The following is a 21,444-nucleotide window of genomic DNA, read 5'->3' as shown; positions in this document are numbered from 1 at the left end:
CCATGGCCAAGCGACAGGCGCCCGACACCCGTCCCGAGATCTACGTCAGCACCGACGTCGAGGCCGACGGCCCGATCCCGGGCCCGCACTCGATGCTGTCGTTCGCTTCGGTGGCGATGCTGGCGGACAAGACCGTGCTCGGCACCTTCTCGGCCAACCTCGAAACCCTGCCCGGCGCCGCCGGCCACTCGGTTCAGATGCAGTGGTGGCAAACCCAGCCCGAAGCCTGGAGCGCCTGCCGGCGCGACCTGCAGCGCCCCGAGGACGCCATGGTGCGCTATGTCGAATGGGTCGAGGCGCTGCCCGGCAAGCCGGTCTTCGTCGCCTTTCCGGCGGGCTTCGATTTCACCTGGATGTTCTGGTACATGATGCGCTTTGCCGGGCGCTCGCCGTTCGGCTGGGCCGCGCTCGACGTCAAGACGCTGGGCTTCGCGCTGACCGGGCGTCCCTATCGCAAGACGGTCAAGGCGGCCTTCCCGGCGGCGTGGATGGATCCGCTGCCGCACACCCACGTAGCGCTCGACGATGCGATGGAGCAAGGCGCGCTGTTCTGCAACATGCTGGCCACGCTGCGCGATCGCGAGACTGCGCTGGCGACGCTTACGAGAACTGACGCAAGCGAGCCCTCACCTCCGCCGACACAGGCCTGATTGTCTGTTGCGCCGCGTCAGGCGCGGCGGCATGCCCTTTGCATGCCGCGGCTCGCATCCGGCGCCAGCCCGCCTATAGTAGAAGCGGATATGGCGTTACCGGGCGAAACGAGCCATGACTAACCGGCGCACTTGCGCAGCCACGCCATATGACGTTTGAGCCATCCTGCCCGGACCGCGCGGCGCCTGCCGAGGAGGTGTCGATCATGCGTTTCCCTACCGACCTGCACTTGAGAGACTTGGCCGGCCGGATCCATTGGCCGCATGCCACGCGGGACGCCACGCCCATTACCCATCGCCATTCCTCGGATGAGGACGCCGAAGTCGCCAAGGCCACGCTCTACATCAGCACCGTGACGCTGGTGGTGCTGCTGGTGGTGCTGGCGGCCATCGCTTTCGGTCAGGAGGCCATGCACTGGCTGGGTGTTCATTAGACGACCCCGCCTGAAGCAGACTGCCTCGCAGACCGGCCGGCCCCCACACACCGTGGGGGCCGGTTCTATTTCAGGCCAGCAGCGGCGCCACGTTCTCGGGCGGGCGGCCGATCGCAGCGCGGCGGTTGCGCACCACCACCGGACGCTGCAGCAGGATAGGATTGTCGGCCACCGCCGCCAGCAGCTCGGCATCGGTCAGGCCGGGGTCGGCCAGGCCCAGTTCGGCATAGGAGGCTTCGTTGTCGCGCAGCATCTCGCGTACCGGCACGCCCAGCAGGGTGTGCAACTGGCGCAGCGTCGACAGCGACGGCGGGTCCTTCAGGTACTCCACGATCTCCACCGGCTCGCCCAGCCGCTCGGCGGCTGCCTGGACCAGGGCGAGGGTCTCGCGCGACTTGGAGCAACGGGGGTTGTGGTAGATGGTGATCATGGCAGGTCCTTTCTTGTCATGGCCGCGCCCCGCGGCGGGGCGGCGGCACTAATGCGGTGCAAATCCACCCGCACTATATACAAGACCGCGGGGGCCGCGCAGCATGACGTGGTGCATCGCCACCGGCACGCATCCTGCGTTGCACCGGTTCTTGCCCCAGGCACCATTTCCGATGACCTCCATTCCTGTCTCCACCACCGGGCCGCGCGGCGATGGCATGCGCCAGCCCTATACGCTGCGTGACGCCACCCGCGCCGACATTGCCTCCATCCACGCCATCTACGCCCACCACGTGCAGCACGGCCGCGCCTCGTTCGAGGAAGTGCCGCCGAGCATCGACGAGATGCAACTGCGCCTGGCCGAAGTGCACCGCAAGGGCCTGCCCTGCCTGGTCGCAGAGCGCGACGGCGAGGTACTGGGCTACGCCTATGCCTCGGCCTACCGCGCGCGCAGCGCCTACCGCTTCGCCATCGAGGACTCGATCTACATCGACCACCGCCGCGTCGGCGAAGGCCTGGGCCAGGCGCTGCTGGCCGCGCTGATCGCTCGCTGCGAAACCGGCCCGTGGCGCCAGATGGTCGCCGTGATCGCGTGCACCGCCGCGGGCGAAGGCGCGGGCTCGCTGGCCGTGCACGAACGGCTGGGCTTCCGCACCGTCGGACGGCTGGAGGCGGTGGGGTTCAAGCACGGGCAGTGGATCGATACGGTGCTGATGCAGCGGGTGCTGGGTGCGGGGGCGACGACGCTGCCGGGGTAGGCGGAATCGGCTGCGGCAAGTTCAGACGGGTCTTATCGCCGTGCAGGTGTCCTGATGTCGACAATGCCTATACTTTGTCATCACAAGGACACCGGACATGCTTGTGTCGGAAGAAATCCAACTCACATTCACGCTTGACGCCCGGCTGCGTGACGCGTTCATTGCCGAAGCCGCGGCACGGGGACTCACGCCGTCGCAAGCGCTTCAGGGCCTGGTGCGCGAGTTCCTCGACCACAGCGCCCGAAAGCGCGACTACGAGATTTTCCTGCGCAACAAGGTGGAAGCTTCCCGCGCCTCGCTGCGCGACGCGGGCGGCATCCCCGCGGAACAGATCGAAGCGGAGTTTGCAGCCTGGCGCGCTGCGGCCCGGCCACCGGTTGAAGATCAGACCTGACCAAATCGCCGCCTAAAAAAAACGCCACGGATACCTCCGTGGCGTCTTTCCATCAAAGCTCGGCGCCTGCGGCGCGTCGTCTTCGTCTTACTTCATCAGATCCGACAGCGCCAGTGCCACCACCTTGGTGGCACGGTTCAGGTCGTTCAGGCGCAGGTTTTCGTCCGAGTTATGGCCGCGCGCTTCCATCAGCGTGCGCGGGCCGGCGCCGTACAGCACGGTCGGGATACCGCGCTTGGTGTAGTGGCGGGCGTCGGTGTACAGCGGCACGCCCTGCACCGGGATCTCGACGCCGAACACCGACTCGGCACGGCTCTTCAGCGCGCCGATCAGCTTTTCCACGCCCGGCAGTTCCGACAGCGGCTCGGCCAGGATGATGCGCTCGACCTTCACTTCGATGCCCGGGCGGTCCTTGGCGGCCTTTTCCACCACGGCGCGGATCTCGCCTTCGGCGTCGAAGCCGATTTCCTCGGGGATCATGCGGCGGTCGACGCGGAAGGTCACCAGGTCCGGCACCACGTTGGTGTTGATGCCGCCCTTGATCAGGCCGACGTTCAGCGTGGCGGTGTCGATGCCCGGCACCTTCGACTTGCGCGTGGCCAGTTCCGCGCGCAGGCCGTAGATGGCCTGCAGGATGTGGGTGGCGGCCTCGATCGCGTCGACGCCGGTGTGCGGCATGGCGGCGTGGCCCTGCTTGCCCTTGACCGTCACCTCGACGTGCAGGCAGCCGTTGTGCGACGAGGTGATGCCGTACGAGAAGCCCGCCGAGATGGCGTAGTCGGCCTTGCTCAGGTTGTTGTCCAGCAGGAACTTCGGGCCGATGTCGCCGCCGGTTTCCTCGTCATAGGTGAACTGCAGCTCGACCGCGCCGTTGATCTTCGCGCCCTGCTTCTCGGCTTCCATCAGCGCCAGCACCGCGTAGGTGTAGGTGGCGAAGTCCGACTTGGACACCGCCACGCCGCGGCCGTACATGACCGGGCCGTGCTCGCTGTCGGCGATCTCGCCGCCGTACGGGTCCTTGGTCCAGCCCAGGCCGGGGGGCACCACGTCGCCGTGGGCGTTCATGGCGATGACCGGGCCGCCCGTGCCGAACTGCTTGCGCACGATCAGGTTGGTGGCGCTGATCATGCCGGCGGCCTTGACCTGCTCGTCGGGCACCTTGTGGGCCTCCACCGTGAAGCCCAGGCCCTCCAGCAGTTCCTTGGCGCGCTTTCCGTGCGCGTCGCAATCGCCTGCCGGGTTGTCCGACGGCACCTTGACCAGTTCGGCCAGGAAGGCTTCCTGCTGGGGACGGTGCTGGTCGATGAACTGCGTCAGCGTGGTTTCGATGGGGTTCATATTGTCTCGTGCGGTCATGACTTGTTCTCGTTACAACTGAAGGAGGTTCGGGTGGGGCTTCCGGGCGCGCTGGCTTACTGCGGCAGCCGGAAGTGCTCGACGAAATCGCTGAACACGCGCGCGGACAGTGCGGCATCCTCGGCGGTCATGGTTTCGGTGGGATGGTGGCTGATGCCGCCGTTGCCGCAGCGCACGAACAGCATGGCGACATCGGCGATGGCGGCAATGGCCATGGCGTCGTGGCCGGCGCCCGACGGCAGGTGGCGCACCGGCACGCCCTGGCGGGCGATGGCGGCGGCCCATTGCTCTTGCAGCCACGGGGCGCAGGGAACGCTCTTCGCCTCGTGGGTCTTGCGGATCTGCGCGCGCACGTTGCGGCGCGCGCAGACGCGCTCGATCTCGGCCAGCACGTCGTTGACGGCGGCCTCGCGCTCGGCGTCCTCGCCGGCGCGGATGTCGATGGAGAACACGGCGCGGCCCGGCACCACGTTGGTGGCGCCGTTGGGCACGTTGAACTGGCCCACGGTGCCGACCAGGCCCGGCTTGCCGCCGCAGCGCTTTTCGATATACAGGCCGATTTCGGCGCCGGCCATGGCGGCGTCGCGGCGCATGTCCATCGGCACGGTGCCGGCGTGGCCGGCCAGGCCTTCGAGCTCGACCAGGAAGCGGGTCGCGCCGGAAATCGCGGTCACCACGCCCACCGGCAGGCCTTCGTTCAGCAGCACCGGGCCCTGTTCGATATGCACCTCAATAAAGGCCGCGACCTTGCTCGGCTCATGCTTGGCCGCGGGCAGCGCGGCGGCGTCGAAGCCGGCCTCGCGCATCACCTCGCGCATGGTCTTGCCGCTGTCGTCGACGTTGTCCAGCACATTGTTGTCGAAGGTGCCGGCGATGGCGCGGCTGCCCAGCAGCGTGGCCTTGAAGCGCACACCCTCTTCCTCGGCGAAGCCCACCACCTCGAGCGCGAACGGGAAGCGCTTGCCCTGGCGGTTCCAATCCGCCACGCAAGCGATCGGCAGGATCACGCCCAGGTTGCCGTCATAGCGGCCGGCGTCGCGCACGGTGTCGAAATGCGAGCCGGTCAGCAGCGCCGGCGCGTCGGGCGTGGTGCCCTCGTAGCGGCCGATCACGTTGCCGGCGGCGTCGCGGCGCACCGTCATGCCGGCCTGCTGCATCCACTCGGTCAGCTGCGCGGCGGCGCCGTGGTGGGCCTCGGTCAGGTAGGTGCGGGTGAGCATGCCGGGCTGCTCGGTGTGGACGGCCAGGGCGTCGGCCCAGGCCATGATGCGCGTGCCAGTCTCTGCGGCGGACGGCGACGGATTTGCTGCCATGCGTGTCTCCTGCTGGAAGTGCGTGAAAGCCGCGGCGGCGTGGCTGGCGGGGTGCCAGTGCGGGCGGGACGCCCATGGCCGAAGCTCTATTCTGTGCGATTCATGTTAGCACAGTGAATTCAAAAATTGCATACAAAAATGATATGCACTATATTCGGTTCCACGTTCAGACAATGCGCTGCGGACAATCCGGTCCGGACAGCGGATGGCGTGGAATCCGCCCCAACAGGGGGGCCGTCCGCGCGGTGGCGTACTCCCGACTCGGGAGTCCCGCCGGAACGTAAGGCCGGCAGCCCAACCCAGCCGTCAGAGCAGCACGGGGCCGCCGGTGATTCCTGGATCGAAATGGGCCAGCCGGCGCACTTGCGCGGGACCGGCCCCGCACGGAGACAACCATGCAGCACGCAGTTCCCTCGCAGCAGCGCCCGGGCAGCCCCCGCCTGCACACCCGCTTCACCCGCTCGCTGTTCGGCCAGGTGCTGATCGCCCTGGTGATCGGCACGGCGCTCGGCCTCGCCTTCCCCGAGTTCGCCGCCAAGCTCAAGCCGCTCGGCGATGCCTTTATCAAGCTGATCAAGATGCTGATCGGCCCGATCGTGTTCTGCGTGGTGGTGGCCGGCATCTGTGGCGCCGGCGAGCTGAAGAAGGTGGGCCGCGTCGGCATCAAGGCGGTGGTGTATTTCGAGATCGTCACCACCATCGCGCTGGCGCTGGGCATCGTGCTCGCCTACGTGTTCCAGCCGGGCGTGGGCATGAACGTCGATCCCCGTTCGCTCGACGCCTCGGCCATCGCCGGCTTTATCGACAACGCGACCAAGGTCAAGGACCAGGGCACGGTCGACTTCCTGCTCAAGCTGATTCCCAATACCGTGTTCGGCGCCTTCGCCAACGGCGACGTGCTCCAGGTGCTGGTGGTGTCGATCCTGTTCGGCTGCGCGCTGTCGCTGGTGGGCGAGCCCGGCCGGCCGCTGGTCAGCCTGATCGATACCTTCTCGCACACGCTGTTCAAGATGATGGGGTTCATCATCAAGCTGGCGCCGCTGGGCGTGCTGGGCGCGGTGGCGTTCACGGTAGGCAAGTACGGCATCGGCTCGCTCAAGCAACTCGGGTTCCTGGTGCTGCTGTTCTACGGTGCGGTAATCGTGTTCGTGCTGGTGGTGCTGGGCGGCATCATGCGCGCGTGCGGCTTCTCGGTGATCAAGCTGATCCGCTACCTGCGCGCCGAGCTGCTGGTGGTGCTGGGCACCGCCTCGTCCGACAGCGTGCTGCCGCAGGTGATGAAGAAGCTCGAGTTCATGGGCGTGAAGAAGTCAGTGGTGGGCCTGGTGATTCCGACCGGCTACTCGTTCAACCTCGACGCGTTCTCGATCTACCTGACGCTGGCCGCGGTCTTTATCGCGCAGGCGACCAACACGCCGCTGGCGATGGCCGACCTGCTCGGCATCCTGGCGGTGGCGCTGATCACCTCCAAGGGCGCGCACGGCATCCCGGGCTCGGCCATCGTGATCCTGGCCGCGACGCTGTCGGCACACCCGGCGATCCCGGCGATCGGCCTGGTGCTGGTGCTGTCGGTGGACTGGTTTATCGGCATCGCGCGCGCGCTCGGCAACCTGATCGGCAACTGCGTCGCCACCGTGGTGGTGGCCGCGTGGGAGAAGGACATCGACCGCGCCCGGGCCCATGGGGTGCTGAACGGCACCATCGAGGCGTCCGACCTGGACGCCGGCCTGGCCGCGATGGCGCAGGACGCCGCCGCTCCGGCGATCGTGCCGGGCCCGGTCGCGGGGCGCTAGAATCACGCATCTACCCAACCGCGCAGCCTCTGCGCAAGTGCGCTGCCATGCCCGAGCATATCGATCCTGACATGACCGCCGAAGCGATCGCCGACGACATCGTCGCGGCGATCGTTTCGCACCGCCTGCCGCCCGGCACCAAGCTGCGCGAGGAGGCGCTGGCCAGCGTCTACCGCGTCAGCCGCACCAAGGTGCGCGCGGCGCTGCTGATGCTGTCCAAGGACAAGGTCATCCAGATCGTACCGGACAAGGGGGCGTTCGTGGCCAAGCCCAGCGCCGAGGAAGCGCGCGAGGTGTTCGCCGTGCGCCGCATCCTCGAAGCCGCGCTGGCGCGCGAGTTTGTCGCCAAGGCCACCGCCGCCGACTACAAGCGCATCGATCGCCACCTGGCGGCCGAGCGCAAGTCGCTGGCGGGCAACGATGCCCAGGTGCGCACGCGGCTGCTGGGCGACTTCCATATCGTGCTGGCCGAGGTGGTCGGCAACGGCGTGCTGACCGAGATGATGCGCGAGCTGTCGGCGCGCAGCGCGGTCATCACCATGCTGTACCAGTCGCGCCGCGACGCGGCCTGCTCGTCGGACGAGCACCGCGAGTTCATCGAGGCGGCGCGTGCCGGCGATGTCGAGCGCGCCGTCACGCTGATGGTGGACCACCTGGGCCACGTCGAAGGCGCGCTGCATTTCGAGGAAACCGCGCCGGTGGCGCGCGGCAAGGACCTGGTCGCCGCGCTGCTGGCATAGGCGCCGGCTCCGCCTGCCCCGCTCGCCGGCTTTGGTGCCGGCCGCTTGACGTGAGTCAAAGCCCGCCTGGCCGCCCGCGCGCAAACTTCATCTCGCCATGAAGACGCGGGGGCGCACTTCATGAGCACTTGCCTGCCGGCACCTCATCGTCGACAGGCTGCCCGCACGCTGCAACGGTGTGCGGGCTTTCTTTTTTCTGAGGACGGGGTTCCGCGGCGCCGAATGGCGTGCCGCCCGGCGGCCTCTGACCCGTGCCGTCCCGCACCGGTTTTTCCCTTTTCCGACAGCAGGTTGCGTTACGCCGCGTCGACGCTCGGGATTGCCGCCTGGTCGGGTCATGCGCGTCCCGCGCGGGCTGGCGCGCCGGCCACGCTCGAAAAGCGAATCGCGCCTTCGGGTTAGGATGCCGCAGGCCCCGCCAGAGGCCCGCGCTGTCCCGCCACGCTGCGGAGGCAGCCGCACACGATAACGATCCCAGGGAGACCGCCATGCGCCATCGCGCAATACCTGCCGTGCCGCCGCACTGCCGGCGCTAGCCCTCGCCTGAATCCGCCGTGCTTTCCACCGAAAAGGACTTCCCATGCCCAGCGCCTTCCGCCCCGACGCCTTCGCCGGCAAGACCGTATTCGTCGCCGGCGCCTCCTCCGGCATCAACCTTGGCATCGCGCACGGCTTTGCGCGCGCCGGCGCGCGGCTGGCGCTGATCAGCCGCACCGCCGAGCGCATCCAGGCCGCCGCCGACACCATCACCGCGGCTGGTGGCACCGCCATCGGCATGGCCGCCGACGTGCGCGACTACGCCGCGGTCGAAGCGGCCTTTGTACACACGCAGGACGAGCTGGGCCCGATCGACGTGGTCATCTCCGGCGCCGCCGGCAATTTCCTGGCGCCCGTGGTCGGCATGTCGGCCAATGCCTTCAAGACCGTGGTCGATATCGACCTGCTCGGCACCTTCAACGTGTTCCGCGCCAGCTTCGACCACCTCAGCAAGCCCGGCGCTTCGCTGATCGCGATCACCGCGCCGCAGGCGGTCAACGCGATGATGTTCCAGGCCCATGCCTGCGCCGCCAAGGCCGGCATCAACATGCTGATCAAGTGCCTGGCGATGGAATGGGGCCCGGCCGGCGTGCGCGTGAACGGCATCTCGCCCGGCCCGATCGCCGACACCGAAGGCATGGCGCGGCTGGCCCCCACGCCCGAGATGGAGGCCCGCTACAAGGCGCGCCTGGCGCTGCGCGACTACGGCACCAAGGACGACATCGCCGATGCCGCGATGTACCTGAGCAGCGACAACTCCCGCTATGTCACCGGCACCATCCTCGACTGCGACGGCGGCAGCAAGCTGGGCGACGCCTCGGCCGATGCGCTGAAGCCATCCCGGTAGACCGCCCCCCGATTCCTGCACCGCAACGACCCAGAAACCCGGAGAACCACCATGACGGCAACCGTCCTCTATCAAGCCAGCGAAGGCGTGGCCACGCTGACCCTGAACCGCCCCGACGTGCTCAATGCACTGAACGCCGACATCCTGCGCGAACTGCGCGAGGCCGTGGACCGCGCCGCCGCCGACGCCGAGGTGCGCGCCGTGCTGCTGACCGGTGCCGGCCGCGGCTTCTGCGCCGGCGCCGACCTGGCCGCGCGCCAGGGCGGCGGCGTGTCCGACTCCGGCACGCTGCTGCGCGAGCGCTACCACCCGATCATCATGGCGCTGCGCGAGATGCCCAAGCCGGTCATCACCGCGGTCAACGGCGTGGCGGCCGGTGCCGGCATGAGCCTGGCGCTGGCGGGCGACGTGGTGCTGGCAGCGCGCTCGGCCAGCTTCCTGCAGGCGTTCTCGAAAATCGGCCTGATCCCGGATGCCGGCAGCACCTACTTCCTGCCGCGCTATGCCGGCGAGATGCGCGCCCGCGCGCTGGCCATCCTGGCCGAGAAGATCGACGCGGAAGAAGCCCACCGCATCGGCCTGGTGTGGAAGATCCATGACGACGCCGCACTGCAGGACGAGGCCGGCAAGCTGGCGCGCCACCTGGCGACCATGCCGACCATGGCCTACGCCATGATCAAGCAGGCCCTCAACCAGAGCCTCGGCAATGACCTGGCCGCGCAACTCGAGGTGGAAGCCACGCTGCAGTCGCGCGCCAGCCGCAGCGAAGACTGCAAGGAGGGCGTGGCCGCCTTCGTCGAGAAGCGCAAGCCGCAGTTCAAGGGCCGCTGAGCGCGGCGACCGCACCACTGCCACTACCAGGGAGCCCGCGCATGAGCGCCAGCAATGAACGTATCCTCGTGACGATCGAAGGCGGCGTCGCCGACGTCCGACTGAACCGACCCGACAAGATGAACGCGCTCGACCAGGCCATGTTCGATGCCCTGATCGAGACCGGCGAACAGCTCGCGCGCCTGCCGGACCTGCGCGCGGTGGTGCTGTCCGGCGCAGGCCGCGCCTTCTGCGCCGGACTGGACATGGGCCGCATGGCGGGCATGTTGTCCGACGGTGGCGGCGAATCCCACGACGACGGTATCGGCGCCGGCCGCCTCGGCCAGCGCACCCATGGCATCTCGAACCGGCCGCAATACGCCTGCATGGTCTGGCGCGAGCTGCCGGTGCCGGTCTTTGCCGCCGTGCACGGCGTGGCCTTCGGCGGCGGCCTGCAGGTGGCGCTGGGCGCGGACGTGCGCTACGTCGCGCCGGATGCCAGGCTCTCGGTGATGGAGCTGAAGTGGGGACTGGTGCCCGACATGGCGGGCATGGTGCTGACGCGCGGGCTGGTGCGCCCCGATGTGCTGCGCGAGCTCATCTACAGCGCGCGCGTGCTCAGCGGCAGCGAGGCGTGCGAACTGGGGCTGGGCACCTACCTGGCCGACGACCCGCGCGCCGCGGCACTGGCCGCCGCGCGCGAGGTCGCGCAGAAGAGCCCGCACGCGATCCGCGCCGCCAAGCGGCTGATGGCGGTGGCGGAGCGCGGCGACCACGCCGCCATCCTGCAGGCCGAGTCCGACGAGCAGGACCGGCTGGTGGGCTCGCCCAACCAGCGCGAAGCGGTGCTGGCCAACCTGGAGAAACGCGCGCCGCGCTTCACGCCGGCAGGCTGAGGCGGTCCGCTCAGCGCCTGGCATGGTGGTGGCGCCGCCGGCGCCACCACAGCGCATAGATGGCGACGTTCACCACCAGCACCACCAGCCCCAGCCACAGCTGCACCGCGGGCGTGAGCCCCGCCGGATAAATCAGCGGCAACAGGTAGCGCTCGACAAAGCCGCCGCTGTAGCCGGCCTGCCCGGCAGCCCGGCGCAGCGAGTTTTCCAGCGGCGTCAGCGGACAGATCCAGCCGCCCCATTCGATCAGCACGCCCCACACTGCCGCGGGCAGGTGCACCCATGCCGCACGCGGCCAGCGCAATACCAGCAGGCCGCCCGCCACCACGAACACGATGAACAGCGCGTGCGCGATGACCACCAGGTCGGCCAGCCAGGCGCTGATGGGCATGGCGTAGCGCGGCGGCCTCAGTTGCCGCCGGCGGTGTCCATCCAGTAACCCGGGCGCGCGAACTGCGCCTTCAGGTGCTCGATGAAGAAGCGGATCTTGGCCGGCACCGGCCGCTGCTGCGGGTACACGGCGAGGATGTCGTAGGCGGGCAGCGCGTATTCGTCCAGCACCGTGATCAGCTCGCCGCTCTCCAGCTGCGGCAGGATCTCCCAGGTGGAACGCCAGCCCAGGCCCAGGCCCTCGCCGGTCCAGCGGTGCAGCAGCTCGCCGTCGTTGCAGTCCAGGTTGCCGTTGACGCGCACGGTCACGGTCTTGCCGTTCTGGCTGAAGTACCAGCCGCGCTGCTGGCCGCCCTGCAGGTTGAACGCCAGGCAGTTGTGCTGGGCCAGGTCGTCCAGGGTCTGCGGCACGCCGTATTTGGCAAAGTACGCCGGCGTGCCGCACACCACACGCTTGTTCGACGCCAGCTTGATCGCGACAAAGTTCGGATCGATGGCGCCGCCGATGCGGATGCCGACGTCATAGCCTTCGCGCACCAGGTCGACCACGCGGTCGGTCAGGTTGAACGAGATCTGCACCTCGGGATTGCTGGCCAGGAACGCCGGCGCGTGCGGCGCCACGTGCTTGCGCCCGAATGCAGCCGGCGCCGACACGATCAGGTGACCGGTGGCCTTGTGCTTGCCTTCGGCGATCAGCATCTCGGCGCGGTCGAGGTCGGCCAGCGCCTTCTTGCACTGCTCCATGAACACCGCGCCCTGCTCGGTCACGGCGATGCGGCGCGTGGACCGGTGCAGCAGCTTGACGCCGATGCGGGCTTCGAGTGCGTTGATGCGGCGACCGATCATCACCGGCGTGACGTTCTGCGTCAGCGCCGCGGCCGCCATGCTGCCGTGCTCCACCACGGCGATAAAGGCTTCGATTTGCTTGAGTTTGTCCATCGGATATTCGTCTCCCGGGCGCCATTGTGCGGCATCGCCGGGGTTGTGGCATCCCTGCGCGGCTGATGGGCCGGATCGAGGCCGGCGCATAAGGGCCGCCGCCGGGCCCCGCCACGGGCACGCGGCCGCACCCGGCACGCAGGCGGGTTTCAGCCTGCGCCCGCCGTACGCTTGCTGAGTTGCGCGTTCAGCTCGGCCGCCTCGCCCAGCACATGGGCCAGGCGCCGCAGCGGCCGGCTGCATTGCAGATGCAGGTACAGGTAGCAGGCGGCACCGGTCACGACCATCACGCCGTAGAGCCACAGCAGCGTACCGGCCAGGGCCTGCTGGCGCGGCAGTGCCGCCATCACCGCGGCGGCCGGCGCCAGTGCCAGCAGCACCGCCAGCGTGCGTGCCGCGCCCTCCCACAGCCGCAGCTGCAGCGCCACGCGACGCTGGCGCGCCTGCAATTGCTGTGGCGGGATGCGCGCCAGCCGGCGCAGCAGCGCGTCTTCGGCGGCGCTGTCGCGGTCCAGCTCGGCGGCCTGCCAGCGCAGCGGATGGCGCAGCCGCCCCAGCACCGTGCCGGCACGGGCCAGCCCCGCGCCGACATAGCACGCGGCCGCCAGCGCCAGCAGGGCCTCGAAGCCGCGCAGGGACCAGAGCGGCACGGCCTGCTTCAGCCCCAGGCGCCAGACGGCCAGGCCGGCGCCGCACAGGATCGTCGCGGCCAGTGCCGCGATAAAGCCGAGCCACAGCGCACGCCCGAGCCGGCTCTCCGGCGCGGGGGCAGGCGCTGACGCCGCCTCGGGCGAGGCGGCGGCAAGCGCCTCCAGCAGTTCGTAGGTGGACGGCAGCCTGGAATACATGGTCGGCCCGGATGGCAGGGAATGCCGCCATTTTGCCGCAGCGCGCCGCGGCGGCACGCCGGCGCGCCGGCGTACCCGGTGCTGCGCGGCGTGTCCGTATCGTCACACCACATATCCAATGGCATGCATCGGCGTACCCGCGCCGACCATCCGACGTGGCTTTCCAGCCCATATTGCGTACTACAGGTATCGAATCAACTGATCGCTCTTCTGTTTATCCCAACCGGCCTGCGGGAATAGGATCGACTCCAACGAAATTCCCACCATTACCGGAGACAAGATCATGGCAAAGATGAGAGCAATCGACGCGGCAATCGCCGTGCTGGAGAAGGAAGGCGTGACCACCGCGTTCGGCGTGCCGGGCGCGGCCATCAACCCGTTCTACTCGGCGATGCGCAAGTCGGGCAACATCAACCACGTGCTGGCCCGCCACGTCGAGGGCGCCTCGCACATGGCCGAAGGCTACACCCGCGCCGAGCCGGGCAATATCGGCATCTGCGTCGGCACCTCGGGGCCCGCCGGCACCGACATGATCACCGGCCTGTACTCGGCCTGGGCCGATTCGATTCCCATCCTCTGCATTACCGGCCAGGCCCCGCGCGCCCGCCTGTACAAGGAAGACTTCCAGGCCGTCGATATCGAATCGATCGCCAAGCCCGTGACCAAGTGGGCCGTGACCGTGCGCGAGCCGGCGCTGGTGCCGCAGGTGTTCCAGCAAGCGTTCCACATCATGCGTTCGGGTCGCCCGGGTCCGGTGCTCATCGACCTGCCGTTCGACGTGCAGGTGGCCGAGATCGAATTCGATATCGACACCTACCAGTCGCTGCAGCCGTACAAGCCGGCCGCGTCGCGCGCCCAGATCGAGAAGGCCATCGCCATGCTCAACGCGGCCGAGCGCCCGCTGATCGTGTGCGGCGGCGGCGTGATCAACGCCGACGCTTCGGAGCTGCTGGTCGAATTCGCCGAGCTGGTCAACGTGCCGGTGGTGCCGACCCTGATGGGCTGGGGCGTGCTGGCCGACGACCACCCGCTGCAAGCCGGCATGGTCGGCCTGCAGACCTCGCACCGCTACGGCAACGCCACGCTGCTGGCTTCGGACTTCGTGATGGGCATCGGCAACCGCTGGGCCAACCGCCACACCGGCAGCGTCGACGTCTACACCAAGGGCCGCAAGTTCGTGCACGTCGATATCGAGCCCACCCAGATCGGCCGCGTGTTCGGCCCGGATCTGGGCATCGTCTCCGACGCCAAGGCCGCGCTGGAACTGTTCGTCGAAGTCGCCCGCGAAATGAAGATGGCCGGCCGCCTGCCGTGCCGCAAGTCGTGGGTCGCCGACGTGCAGAAGCGCCGCCGCACCATGCAGCGCAAGAGCGACTTCGACAACGTGCCGGTCAAGCCGCAGCGCGTCTACCGCGAGATGAACCAGTACTTCCCGCGCGACGTGCGTTATGTCAGCACCATCGGCCTGTCGCAGATCGCCGCGGCCCAGTTCCTGTCGGTCAACGAGCCGCGCCACTGGATCAACTGCGGCCAGGCCGGCCCGCTGGGCTGGACCATCCCGGCCGCGATCGGCGTGAAGACGGCCTCGCCGGATTCGGACGTGGTGGCGATCTCGGGCGACTACGACTTCCAGTTCATGATCGAAGAACTGGCCGTGGCCGCGCAGTTCAAGGTGCCGTACATCCACGTGGTGGTGAACAACTCCTACCTCGGCCTGATCCGCCAGGCGCAGCGCAACTTCGAGATGGACTACTGCGTGCAACTGGCCTTCGACAACGTCAACGCCCCGGAGCTGAACGGCTATGGTGTCGACCACGTCAAGGTGGTGGAAGGCCTGGGCTGCAAGGCGATCCGCGTGTTCAAGCCGGAAGACATCGCCCCTGCCTTTGCCGAGGCGCGCGACCTGATGGCCGAGTTCTCGGTGCCGGTGGTGGTCGAGGTGATTCTGGAGCGCGTGACCAATATCGCGATGGGCACCGAGATCGACAACATCAACGAGTTCGAGCCGATCGAAGACCTCGAGGACATCGAGGAAGCGATCCTGAACGAAGAAGTGGAAACGGCGTAAGACCTTCCCGCCCCTTTGCAGTCCGACACGTCATCCCCGCGCATGCGGGGATCCAGCGTCTTCTGAAGTCACTGGGTTCCCGCTTGCGCGGGAACGACAAGAAAAACCAAGTCACAGGAGATGACAAATGACCAAACTTGCGGCCAACCTCACCATGCTGTTCAACGAAGCCGGTTTTCTCGACCGCTTCGAAGCCGCCGCGCGCGCGGGCTTCCGCGGCGTGGAATTTCTCTTCCCCTATGCGTTCCATGCGGACCAGATCGCTGACCGCCTGAACCGCTTCCAGCTGGACCTGGTGCTGCACAACCTGCCCGCAGGCAAGTGGGACGCGGGCGAGCGCGGCATTGCCTGCCACCCGGACCGCGTCGGCGAGTTCCAGGACGGCGTGGGCGAGGCCATCAAGTACGCCAAGGTGCTGGGTGTGCGCCAGCTGAACTGCCTGGTCGGCATCCTGCCGCAGAACGTCAAGCGCGAGCAGGCCCAGGAAACGCTGGTGGAGAACCTGCGCTTCGCCGCCGGCGCGCTGGCCGCCGAGCATATCGACCTGCTGGTCGAGCCGATCAACACCTTCGACATCCCGGGCTTCTTCCTGTCGCGCACGCAGCAGGCGCTGGACCTGATCACCCAGGTCAACGCGCCCAACCTGTACGTGCAGTACGACATCTATCACATGCAGCGGATGGAAGGCGAGATCGCCAACACCATCAAGGCCAACCTGCCGAAGATCAAGCACATCCAGCTGGCCGACAACCCGGGCCGCAACGAGCCGGGCACGGGCGAACTGAATTACCAGTACCTGTTCAAGTTCCTGGACGAGATCGGCTACACCGGCTGGATCGGCTGCGAATACAAGCCGAAGACCACCACCGAAGCCGGCCTGGGCTGGCGCGCCGCGCACGGCGTGCAATAAGCGCGGCGCCCCCGTCGTATCCCGCTACTACCTACGCGAACCAAGACACATTTAATCTCAAGCAAGGAGACATCACATGGCAACCACTCGCAACGTCGGCTTCATCGGCCTGGGCATCATGGGCGCACCGATGGCGGGCCACCTGCGCGCCGCCGGCCACACGCTGTTCGTGCATGACGTCAACCCGGCCCCGCAGGCGCTGGTCGATGCAGGCGTGACCGTCTGCACCAGCGCCGAGGAAGTCGCCAAGCGTGCCGACATCATCGTCATCATGGTGCCGGACACGCCGCACGTGGAAGCGGTGCTGTTCAGCGAGAAGGGCGTGGCCGCCGCGTTCAAGGCGGCCGGCAAGGAAGCCAGCTACAGCAAGATCGTGGTCGACATGAGCTCGATCTCGCCGATCGCCACCAAGGACTTCGCCGCGCGCATCAACAAGCTGGGCGCTTCGTACCTGGATGCGCCGGTGTCGGGCGGTGAAGTCGGCGCCAAGGCCGCTTCGCTGACGATCATGGTCGGCGGCCCGCAGGAGGCCTTCGACCAAGTCAAGCCGCTGTTCGAGCTGATGGGCAAGAACATCACGCTGGTGGGCGGCAACGGCGACGGCCAGACCACCAAGGTGGCCAACCAGATCATCGTTGCGCTGAATATCCAGGCCGTGTCCGAAGCGCTGCTGTTCGCCTCCAAGGCCGGTGCCGATCCGGCCAAGGTGCGCGAGGCGCTGATGGGCGGCTTCGCCGCCTCGCGCATCCTGGAAGTGCACGGCGACCGCATGGTCAAGCGCACCTTCGATCCGGGCTTCCGCATCGAGCTGCACCAGAAGGACCTGAACCTGGCGCTGCAGGGTGCCAAGGCGCTGGGCGTGGCGCTGCCCAACACCGCCACCGCGCAGGAGCTGTTCAACACCTGCTCGGCCAACGGCCTGGGCAAGCAGGACCACTCGGCCCTGTGCCGCGCGATCGAGATCATGTCTAACCACCAGATCGCCAACGCCAAGTAAGCAGCAACCTGTCGTCCCCGCACCGCGGGGACGACACGCTTTGAAGTACCCGATTTCGTACCCGATACGTACCCGAAGCACCCAGCGTTCCCGTCAGCACCCAGGATTCTTCATGCTCGTCACCGAACCCCAAGCCGCCCTGCTGTCGCCCCAGCGCACCGCAGCCAACGCTGAACCGCGCGCGTTGCTGCGCGACCTGTTCGATACCGCGGTCGCCTCCGTCAGCGCCAGCCACTGCCTGCCGCCGCACCTGCCCGCGCCGCCCAGGGGCCGCACCGTGGTGATCGGCGCCGGCAAGGCCGCTGCCGCGATGGCGCAGGCGGTCGAGGCGAGCTGGCAAGGCGAGCTGTCGGGCCTGGTGGTGACGCGCTACGGCCACGGTGCCGACTGCAAGCGCATCGAAGTGGTCGAGGCCGCCCACCCGGTGCCCGACGAAGCCGGCGCGCGCGCCGCGCAGCGCATGGTGGAGCTGGTGCAGGGCCTCACCGCCGACGACCTGGTGCTGTGCCTGATTTCCGGCGGCGGCTCGGCGCTGCTGGCAGCACCCGCGCCGGGCCTGACGCTGGCCGACAAGCAAGCCGTGAACAAGGCGTTGCTCAAGAGCGGCGCCAGCATCGGCGAGATGAACTGCGTGCGCAAGCACCTGTCCGCGCTCAAGGGCGGACGCCTGGCGCTGCACTGCGCGCCGGCGCGCGTGGAGACGCTGCTGATTTCCGATATTCCCGGCGATGACCCGACCCTGATCGCCAGCGGCCCGACGCTGCCCGATGCGACCACCTGCGCCGATGCGCTGGCGGTAATCGCCAAGTACGGCATCGAGGTGCCGGCCAATGTGCGCGCGCACCTGGAGAGCGGCGCCGGTGAAACGCCGAAGCCCGGCGACGCGCGCTTCAGCGGCCACCGCAGCGTGACGCTTGCAACCGCGCAGCAATCGCTTGAAGCCGCCGCGGCGCGTGCGCGCGAACTGGGCTTCGAGGCCCATATCCTGTCCGACTGCATCGAGGGCGAAGCGCGCGAAGTGGCCGAAGTCCACGCCGCCATCGCGCGCCAGGTCGCCCAGCGCGGCCAGCCCTTCAGCAAGCCGTGCGTGATCCTATCCGGCGGCGAGACCACCGTGACCGTGCGCGGCAAGGGCCGCGGCGGGCGCAACGCGGAGTTCCTGCTGTCGCTGGCGGTGGCGCTCGACGGCCTGCCCGGCGTGCATGCGATTGCCGGCGATACCGATGGCATCGACGGTTCCGAAGACAACGCCGGTGCGCTGCTGTCGCCCGACACGCTGACCCGCGCCGCCGCGCGCGGGCTGAATGCGCGCGCGCACCTCGAGAACAACGACGGCTACGGCTTCTTCGCCGGCCTGGACGACCTGATCGTCACCGGGCCGACCCGCACCAACGTGAACGACTTCCGCGCGATCCTGATTTCCTGACGATCGCGCCAACGTAGTACCGACTGACTCGCGGCGCCGACGCGCCGCTACCGAGAATGGAAGAGGAGACATCATGAGACGCCAGCGCAAAGCGAAGATCGTGGCCACGCTCGGCCCCGCCAGCACCGACATCGCGGTGATCCGCGCGCTGTTCGAGGCCGGCGCGGACGTGTTCCGGCTGAACTTCAGCCACGGCACGCACGACGACCACCGCGCGCGCTACGACGCGGTGCGCCAGGTCGAGGCCGAGACCGGCCGCCCGATCGCCGTGCTGGCCGACCTGCAGGGCCCCAAGCTGCGCATCGGCACCTTCGCCGCCGGCAAGGTCGCGGTGCGCACCGGCGATGTGTTCGTGCTCGACAGCGATCCGACGCCGGGCGACGGCACCCGCGTGTACCTGCCGCACCCGGAGCTGTTCCAGGCCGCGCAGCCCGGCCAGTCGCTGCTGATCGACGACGGCAAGGTGCGCCTGGCGATCGAGTCGGTCACCACCGGCACCATCACCACGCGCGTGGCCAACAACGGCTCGCTGTCCGACCGCAAGGGCGTGAATGTGCCCGACGCGGTGATCCCCATCCCGGCGCTGACCGAGAAGGACCGCAAGGACCTGGACTTCGCGCTGTCGCTGGGCGCCGACTGGATCGGCCTGTCGTTCGTGCAGCGTCCGTCCGACATCGTCGAGGCGCGCGAGATCGTCGGCACCCGTGCCGGCATCCTGTCGAAGATCGAGAAGCCGGCCGCGCTGCAGCAGCTGGAAGAGATCGTGCGCGTGTCCGACTCGGTGATGGTGGCGCGCGGCGACCTGGGCGTGGAGCTGCCGCCCGAGCGCGTGCCCGGCGTGCAGAAGCGCATCCTGCGTGTGTGCCGCCAGCTGGGCAAGCCGGTGGTGATCGCCACGCAGATGCTGGAATCGATGATCGACTCGCCGGTGCCGACGCGCGCCGAAGCGTCGGACGTGGCCAGCGCCATCTATGAAGGCGCCGATGCGGTGATGCTGTCGGCCGAGTCGGCCAACGGCCGCTACCCGGTGCAGGCGGTGTCGATGATGAACCGCATCGTCACCGAGGTCGAGCGCGACCCGCTCTACCGCAACCTGCTCGACGCCCAGCACGAGACCCCGCTGAACACGCGCCAGGATGCCATTTGCGCCGCGCTGCGCGAAGTCACGCAGATCATCGGCGCCGCGGCGACGGTGACCTACACCTCGTCGGGCTCGACCGCGCTGCGCGCCGCGCGCGAGCGGCCGTGCGCGCCCATCGTCAGCATCACGCCCAACCTGGAGATCGCGCGCCGGCTGGCGATCGCGTGGGGCATCCACTCCACCGTGAGCCCGGACGTGCAAAGCGTTGATGAAATGGTCGAGGCCGCCACGCGCGCGGCCGTTGCCGAAGGCTACGCCGCGCCGGGCGACCAGATCACCATCGCCGCCGGCATGCCGTTCGGCCAGGGCGGCACCACCAACCTGCTGCGCGTGGCCGAAGTCAGCGCCAGCGCGCTGGCCGCCGCGCCTGTCGCACGCGAGGCCGCACTGGCCTGAGCGCACTGCGCGCGTTCCCGCTGCGCAACGGCCACGCCATGACGGAACCGGGTGCAAACCCGGTTTCTTCGTTTTGCCGCACACCGCCCGCATTGCCCGTCTCCAGGGTGAGTGGGCGGTGTTTTTTTTGACGTGCCGCTGAGCGCATCCGCCGGCACGGCGCGCTGCGGGAACCAGCACCAGCGCGAGCACCGAAGCGCGGATTGCTATACTGAATTCCACTTCCCTTACCCTATTCCCCAAGCCCGGAGCCCCCATGCGCCTCGATGACGAAGCCGAAAGCCAGCACGTTGAAGACCGCCGCGGTGGATTCGGCGGCCTTGGCGGCAAGTCGATCGGCATCGGCACGGTCATCATCGCGCTGGCGGCGTCGTATTTCTTCGGCATCGACCCGATGCTGATCATGCAGGGCGCGTCGGTGCTGCAAGGCTCGGGCCCGCAGCAGCAACAGCAACAGGCCAACCGGCCGCCGGCGACGGACCAGATGACGGTGTTCACGCGCAAGGTGCTGGGCAATACCGAGCGCACCTGGCAACACATCTTCGAAACCCAGCTCAACCGCCGCTATGCGCCGCCGACGCTGGTGCTGTTCTCCGGCGCCACGCCGACGGCATGCGGCACCGGGCAGTCGGCGATGGGCCCGTTCTACTGCCCCGGCGACCAGAAGGTCTATATCGACCTGGCCTTCTATGACGAACTGCGCCAGCGCTTCGGCGCCAGCGGCGACTTTGCCCAGGCCTATGTGATCGCGCACGAGATCGGCCACCATGTGCAGAACCTGCTCGGCGTTTCGGACAAGGTCGACAATGCGCGCCGGCGCATGGGCGAGGCCCAGGCCAACCAGCTGTCGGTGCGCATGGAGCTGCAGGCCGACTGCCTGGCCGGCGTATGGGCCGCCACCGCGCAGCGCGCCAACCAGCAGCTGCTGGAACCCGGCGATATCGAAGAAGGCCTGAAGGCCGCCGCCGCGATCGGCGACGACCGGCTGCAGCGACAGTCGCAGGGCTATGTCGTGCCCGAAGCGTTTACCCACGGCTCCAGCGAGCAGCGCGTGCGCTGGCTGCGCCGCGGCATCGAGTCCGGCGACATCCGCAAGTGCGACGCCTTCGCCGCGCGCGACCTGTAGTTCCCGGCCCGGCCCCCAACCTCAGTGGGGGCCGACAATGTGACGTTTGCGTTGTCCGGGCCGCGCTTCCCTGTCTATAATCGCCGGCAAGGCCGCAATATGACGGCCGGTCGCCGGCGTCGATCCTCACCGATCATTTCCCGCCGCAGCGCCGGGTCCTTCCCCGCCGGACCCCCGTACCCGCCCGGTACGCACCAATTGCCGCAGTCGTTGCGGCGTCTCCGCACCCAAGCCGTTCCGTTCCAA

General features: G+C 68.4%; 21 protein-coding genes. 15 read left to right on the top strand and 6 right to left on the bottom strand.

Going from position 1 to position 21,444, the window contains the following annotated elements:
• Nucleotides 1–2: 2 nt before the first annotated feature.
• Together U9J39_RS21850 and U9J39_RS21845 are read left to right on the top strand one after the other, a co-directional pair.
• Nucleotides 3–650 carry an exonuclease gene (locus tag U9J39_RS21850; protein WP_115711257.1) on the top strand — a complete coding sequence of 216 codons (648 nt, stop codon included), beginning with the start codon at nucleotides 3–5 and terminating at the stop codon, nucleotides 648–650.
• 206 nt (nucleotides 651–856) lie between these two features.
• Nucleotides 857–1,084 (top strand): hypothetical protein, encoded by a 228-nt coding sequence (locus U9J39_RS21845; protein WP_115705439.1) that lies wholly within the window; start codon nucleotides 857–859, stop codon nucleotides 1,082–1,084.
• A 70-nt stretch (nucleotides 1,085–1,154) separates the two neighbouring features.
• Here the strand turns inward: U9J39_RS21845 and arsC are convergent, their stop codons facing one another.
• Nucleotides 1,155–1,514, bottom strand: a complete 360-nt coding sequence (gene arsC / locus U9J39_RS21840) for an arsenate reductase (glutaredoxin) (RefSeq protein ID WP_115711259.1) — start codon at nucleotides 1,512–1,514, stop codon at nucleotides 1,155–1,157.
• Between the two features lie 172 nt (nucleotides 1,515–1,686).
• On the opposite strand from arsC, the gene U9J39_RS21835 reads away from it, so the two are divergent.
• Together U9J39_RS21835 and U9J39_RS21830 are read left to right on the top strand one after the other, a co-directional pair.
• Nucleotides 1,687–2,271 (top strand): GNAT family N-acetyltransferase, encoded by a 585-nt coding sequence (locus tag U9J39_RS21835; RefSeq protein ID WP_115711261.1) that lies wholly within the window; start codon nucleotides 1,687–1,689, stop codon nucleotides 2,269–2,271.
• Between the two features lie 97 nt (nucleotides 2,272–2,368).
• A complete protein-coding gene (locus U9J39_RS21830; RefSeq protein WP_115711263.1) occupies nucleotides 2,369–2,665 on the top strand; it encodes an antitoxin of toxin-antitoxin stability system in 297 nt (98 codons plus the stop codon).
• Nucleotides 2,666–2,752: 87 nt separating this feature from the next.
• Here U9J39_RS21830 and U9J39_RS21825 read toward each other — a convergent pair whose 3' ends face one another.
• Complete coding sequence (locus U9J39_RS21825; RefSeq protein ID WP_116311883.1) at nucleotides 2,753–4,021, bottom strand: M20/M25/M40 family metallo-hydrolase; 1,269 nt, start codon at nucleotides 4,019–4,021, stop codon at nucleotides 2,753–2,755.
• A gap of 56 nt (nucleotides 4,022–4,077) precedes the next feature.
• The gene (locus tag U9J39_RS21820; RefSeq protein ID WP_115711267.1) at nucleotides 4,078–5,334 is read right to left on the bottom strand and encodes an allantoate amidohydrolase; all 1,257 of its coding nucleotides are present in this window, start codon (nucleotides 5,332–5,334) and stop codon (nucleotides 4,078–4,080) included.
• Nucleotides 5,335–5,729: 395 nt separating this feature from the next.
• Between U9J39_RS21820 and U9J39_RS21815 the strand changes: the two genes are divergently transcribed.
• The 5 genes from U9J39_RS21815 to U9J39_RS21795 all read left to right on the top strand — a co-directional run bounded on the left by U9J39_RS21815 (nucleotide 5,730) and on the right by U9J39_RS21795 (nucleotide 10,957).
• Nucleotides 5,730–7,127, top strand: coding sequence for a C4-dicarboxylate transporter DctA (locus tag U9J39_RS21815; RefSeq protein WP_115711269.1), 1,398 nt, complete (start codon nucleotides 5,730–5,732; stop codon nucleotides 7,125–7,127).
• A gap of 47 nt (nucleotides 7,128–7,174) precedes the next feature.
• Entirely contained in the window at nucleotides 7,175–7,867 is a 693-nt protein-coding gene (locus tag U9J39_RS21810) for a GntR family transcriptional regulator (RefSeq protein ID WP_012354232.1), read from the top strand.
• A gap of 580 nt (nucleotides 7,868–8,447) precedes the next feature.
• Nucleotides 8,448–9,251, top strand: coding sequence for an SDR family oxidoreductase (locus U9J39_RS21805; RefSeq protein WP_326348034.1), 804 nt, complete (start codon nucleotides 8,448–8,450; stop codon nucleotides 9,249–9,251).
• 51 nt (nucleotides 9,252–9,302) lie between these two features.
• Entirely contained in the window at nucleotides 9,303–10,082 is a 780-nt protein-coding gene (locus U9J39_RS21800; RefSeq protein WP_115711272.1) for an enoyl-CoA hydratase-related protein, read from the top strand.
• 41 nt (nucleotides 10,083–10,123) lie between these two features.
• Nucleotides 10,124–10,957 carry a crotonase/enoyl-CoA hydratase family protein gene (locus U9J39_RS21795; RefSeq protein WP_326348033.1) on the top strand — a complete coding sequence of 278 codons (834 nt, stop codon included), beginning with the start codon at nucleotides 10,124–10,126 and terminating at the stop codon, nucleotides 10,955–10,957.
• 10 nt (nucleotides 10,958–10,967) lie between these two features.
• Here U9J39_RS21795 and U9J39_RS21790 read toward each other — a convergent pair whose 3' ends face one another.
• The 3 genes from U9J39_RS21790 to U9J39_RS21780 form a co-directional block, all read right to left on the bottom strand.
• Nucleotides 10,968–11,348 (bottom strand): DUF2784 domain-containing protein, encoded by a 381-nt coding sequence (locus tag U9J39_RS21790; RefSeq protein ID WP_115711276.1) that lies wholly within the window; start codon nucleotides 11,346–11,348, stop codon nucleotides 10,968–10,970.
• 17 nt (nucleotides 11,349–11,365) lie between these two features.
• Nucleotides 11,366–12,286: a LysR family transcriptional regulator gene (locus U9J39_RS21785; protein ID WP_025586057.1), complete on the bottom strand. Its 921-nt coding sequence runs from the start codon at nucleotides 12,284–12,286 to the stop codon at nucleotides 11,366–11,368.
• Nucleotides 12,287–12,435: 149 nt separating this feature from the next.
• On the bottom strand, nucleotides 12,436–13,134 hold the full coding sequence (locus tag U9J39_RS21780; protein WP_115711278.1) for a hypothetical protein: 699 nt from the start codon (nucleotides 13,132–13,134) through the stop codon (nucleotides 12,436–12,438).
• Nucleotides 13,135–13,417: 283 nt separating this feature from the next.
• Here U9J39_RS21780 and gcl point away from each other — a divergent pair, with 283 nt between their 5' ends.
• The 6 genes from gcl to ypfJ all read left to right on the top strand — a co-directional run bounded on the left by gcl (nucleotide 13,418) and on the right by ypfJ (nucleotide 21,198).
• A complete protein-coding gene (gene gcl / locus U9J39_RS21775; RefSeq protein ID WP_326348032.1) occupies nucleotides 13,418–15,202 on the top strand; it encodes a glyoxylate carboligase in 1,785 nt (594 codons plus the stop codon).
• Between the two features lie 127 nt (nucleotides 15,203–15,329).
• A complete protein-coding gene (hyi, locus tag U9J39_RS21770) occupies nucleotides 15,330–16,112 on the top strand; it encodes a hydroxypyruvate isomerase (RefSeq protein WP_115678893.1) in 783 nt (260 codons plus the stop codon).
• 76 nt (nucleotides 16,113–16,188) lie between these two features.
• A complete protein-coding gene (locus U9J39_RS21765; protein ID WP_092316699.1) occupies nucleotides 16,189–17,109 on the top strand; it encodes a 2-hydroxy-3-oxopropionate reductase in 921 nt (306 codons plus the stop codon).
• 112 nt (nucleotides 17,110–17,221) lie between these two features.
• Nucleotides 17,222–18,535: a glycerate kinase type-2 family protein gene (locus U9J39_RS21760; protein WP_326348030.1), complete on the top strand. Its 1,314-nt coding sequence runs from the start codon at nucleotides 17,222–17,224 to the stop codon at nucleotides 18,533–18,535.
• A gap of 73 nt (nucleotides 18,536–18,608) precedes the next feature.
• Complete coding sequence (gene pyk / locus U9J39_RS21755) at nucleotides 18,609–20,072, top strand: pyruvate kinase (protein ID WP_115705363.1); 1,464 nt, start codon at nucleotides 18,609–18,611, stop codon at nucleotides 20,070–20,072.
• Nucleotides 20,073–20,328: 256 nt separating this feature from the next.
• Complete coding sequence (gene ypfJ, locus U9J39_RS21750; RefSeq protein ID WP_115711287.1) at nucleotides 20,329–21,198, top strand: KPN_02809 family neutral zinc metallopeptidase; 870 nt, start codon at nucleotides 20,329–20,331, stop codon at nucleotides 21,196–21,198.
• The last annotated feature ends 246 nt before the right edge of the window (nucleotides 21,199–21,444 follow it).

Source organism: Cupriavidus sp. SS-3 (assembly GCF_035818815.1).
GTDB lineage: Bacteria > Pseudomonadota > Gammaproteobacteria > Burkholderiales > Burkholderiaceae > Cupriavidus > Cupriavidus taiwanensis_C.
The sequence above is the reverse complement of the archived record's forward strand: the minus strand, read 5'-3'. Positions and strand labels throughout refer to the sequence as shown.

What these genes read in the sequence shown, in the direction of transcription:
- U9J39_RS21850 (WP_115711257.1), top strand. Translation starts at nt 3, where the DNA reads ATGGCCAAGCGACAGGCGCCCGACACCCGTCCCGAGATCTACGTCAGC.
- U9J39_RS21845 (WP_115705439.1), top strand. Translation starts at nt 857, where the DNA reads ATGCGTTTCCCTACCGACCTGCACTTGAGAGACTTGGCCGGCCGGATC.
- arsC (WP_115711259.1), bottom strand. Translation starts at nt 1,514, where the DNA reads ATGATCACCATCTACCACAACCCCCGTTGCTCCAAGTCGCGCGAGACC.
- U9J39_RS21835 (WP_115711261.1), top strand. Translation starts at nt 1,687, where the DNA reads ATGACCTCCATTCCTGTCTCCACCACCGGGCCGCGCGGCGATGGCATG.
- U9J39_RS21830 (WP_115711263.1), top strand. Translation starts at nt 2,369, where the DNA reads ATGCTTGTGTCGGAAGAAATCCAACTCACATTCACGCTTGACGCCCGG.
- U9J39_RS21825 (WP_116311883.1), bottom strand. Translation starts at nt 4,021, where the DNA reads ATGACCGCACGAGACAATATGAACCCCATCGAAACCACGCTGACGCAG.
- U9J39_RS21820 (WP_115711267.1), bottom strand. Translation starts at nt 5,334, where the DNA reads ATGGCAGCAAATCCGTCGCCGTCCGCCGCAGAGACTGGCACGCGCATC.
- U9J39_RS21815 (WP_115711269.1), top strand. Translation starts at nt 5,730, where the DNA reads ATGCAGCACGCAGTTCCCTCGCAGCAGCGCCCGGGCAGCCCCCGCCTG.
- U9J39_RS21810 (WP_012354232.1), top strand. Translation starts at nt 7,175, where the DNA reads ATGCCCGAGCATATCGATCCTGACATGACCGCCGAAGCGATCGCCGAC.
- U9J39_RS21805 (WP_326348034.1), top strand. Translation starts at nt 8,448, where the DNA reads ATGCCCAGCGCCTTCCGCCCCGACGCCTTCGCCGGCAAGACCGTATTC.
- U9J39_RS21800 (WP_115711272.1), top strand. Translation starts at nt 9,303, where the DNA reads ATGACGGCAACCGTCCTCTATCAAGCCAGCGAAGGCGTGGCCACGCTG.
- U9J39_RS21795 (WP_326348033.1), top strand. Translation starts at nt 10,124, where the DNA reads ATGAGCGCCAGCAATGAACGTATCCTCGTGACGATCGAAGGCGGCGTC.
- U9J39_RS21790 (WP_115711276.1), bottom strand. Translation starts at nt 11,348, where the DNA reads ATGCCCATCAGCGCCTGGCTGGCCGACCTGGTGGTCATCGCGCACGCG.
- U9J39_RS21785 (WP_025586057.1), bottom strand. Translation starts at nt 12,286, where the DNA reads ATGGACAAACTCAAGCAAATCGAAGCCTTTATCGCCGTGGTGGAGCAC.
- U9J39_RS21780 (WP_115711278.1), bottom strand. Translation starts at nt 13,134, where the DNA reads ATGTATTCCAGGCTGCCGTCCACCTACGAACTGCTGGAGGCGCTTGCC.
- gcl (WP_326348032.1), top strand. Translation starts at nt 13,418, where the DNA reads ATGGCAAAGATGAGAGCAATCGACGCGGCAATCGCCGTGCTGGAGAAG.
- hyi (WP_115678893.1), top strand. Translation starts at nt 15,330, where the DNA reads ATGACCAAACTTGCGGCCAACCTCACCATGCTGTTCAACGAAGCCGGT.
- U9J39_RS21765 (WP_092316699.1), top strand. Translation starts at nt 16,189, where the DNA reads ATGGCAACCACTCGCAACGTCGGCTTCATCGGCCTGGGCATCATGGGC.
- U9J39_RS21760 (WP_326348030.1), top strand. Translation starts at nt 17,222, where the DNA reads ATGCTCGTCACCGAACCCCAAGCCGCCCTGCTGTCGCCCCAGCGCACC.
- pyk (WP_115705363.1), top strand. Translation starts at nt 18,609, where the DNA reads ATGAGACGCCAGCGCAAAGCGAAGATCGTGGCCACGCTCGGCCCCGCC.
- ypfJ (WP_115711287.1), top strand. Translation starts at nt 20,329, where the DNA reads ATGCGCCTCGATGACGAAGCCGAAAGCCAGCACGTTGAAGACCGCCGC.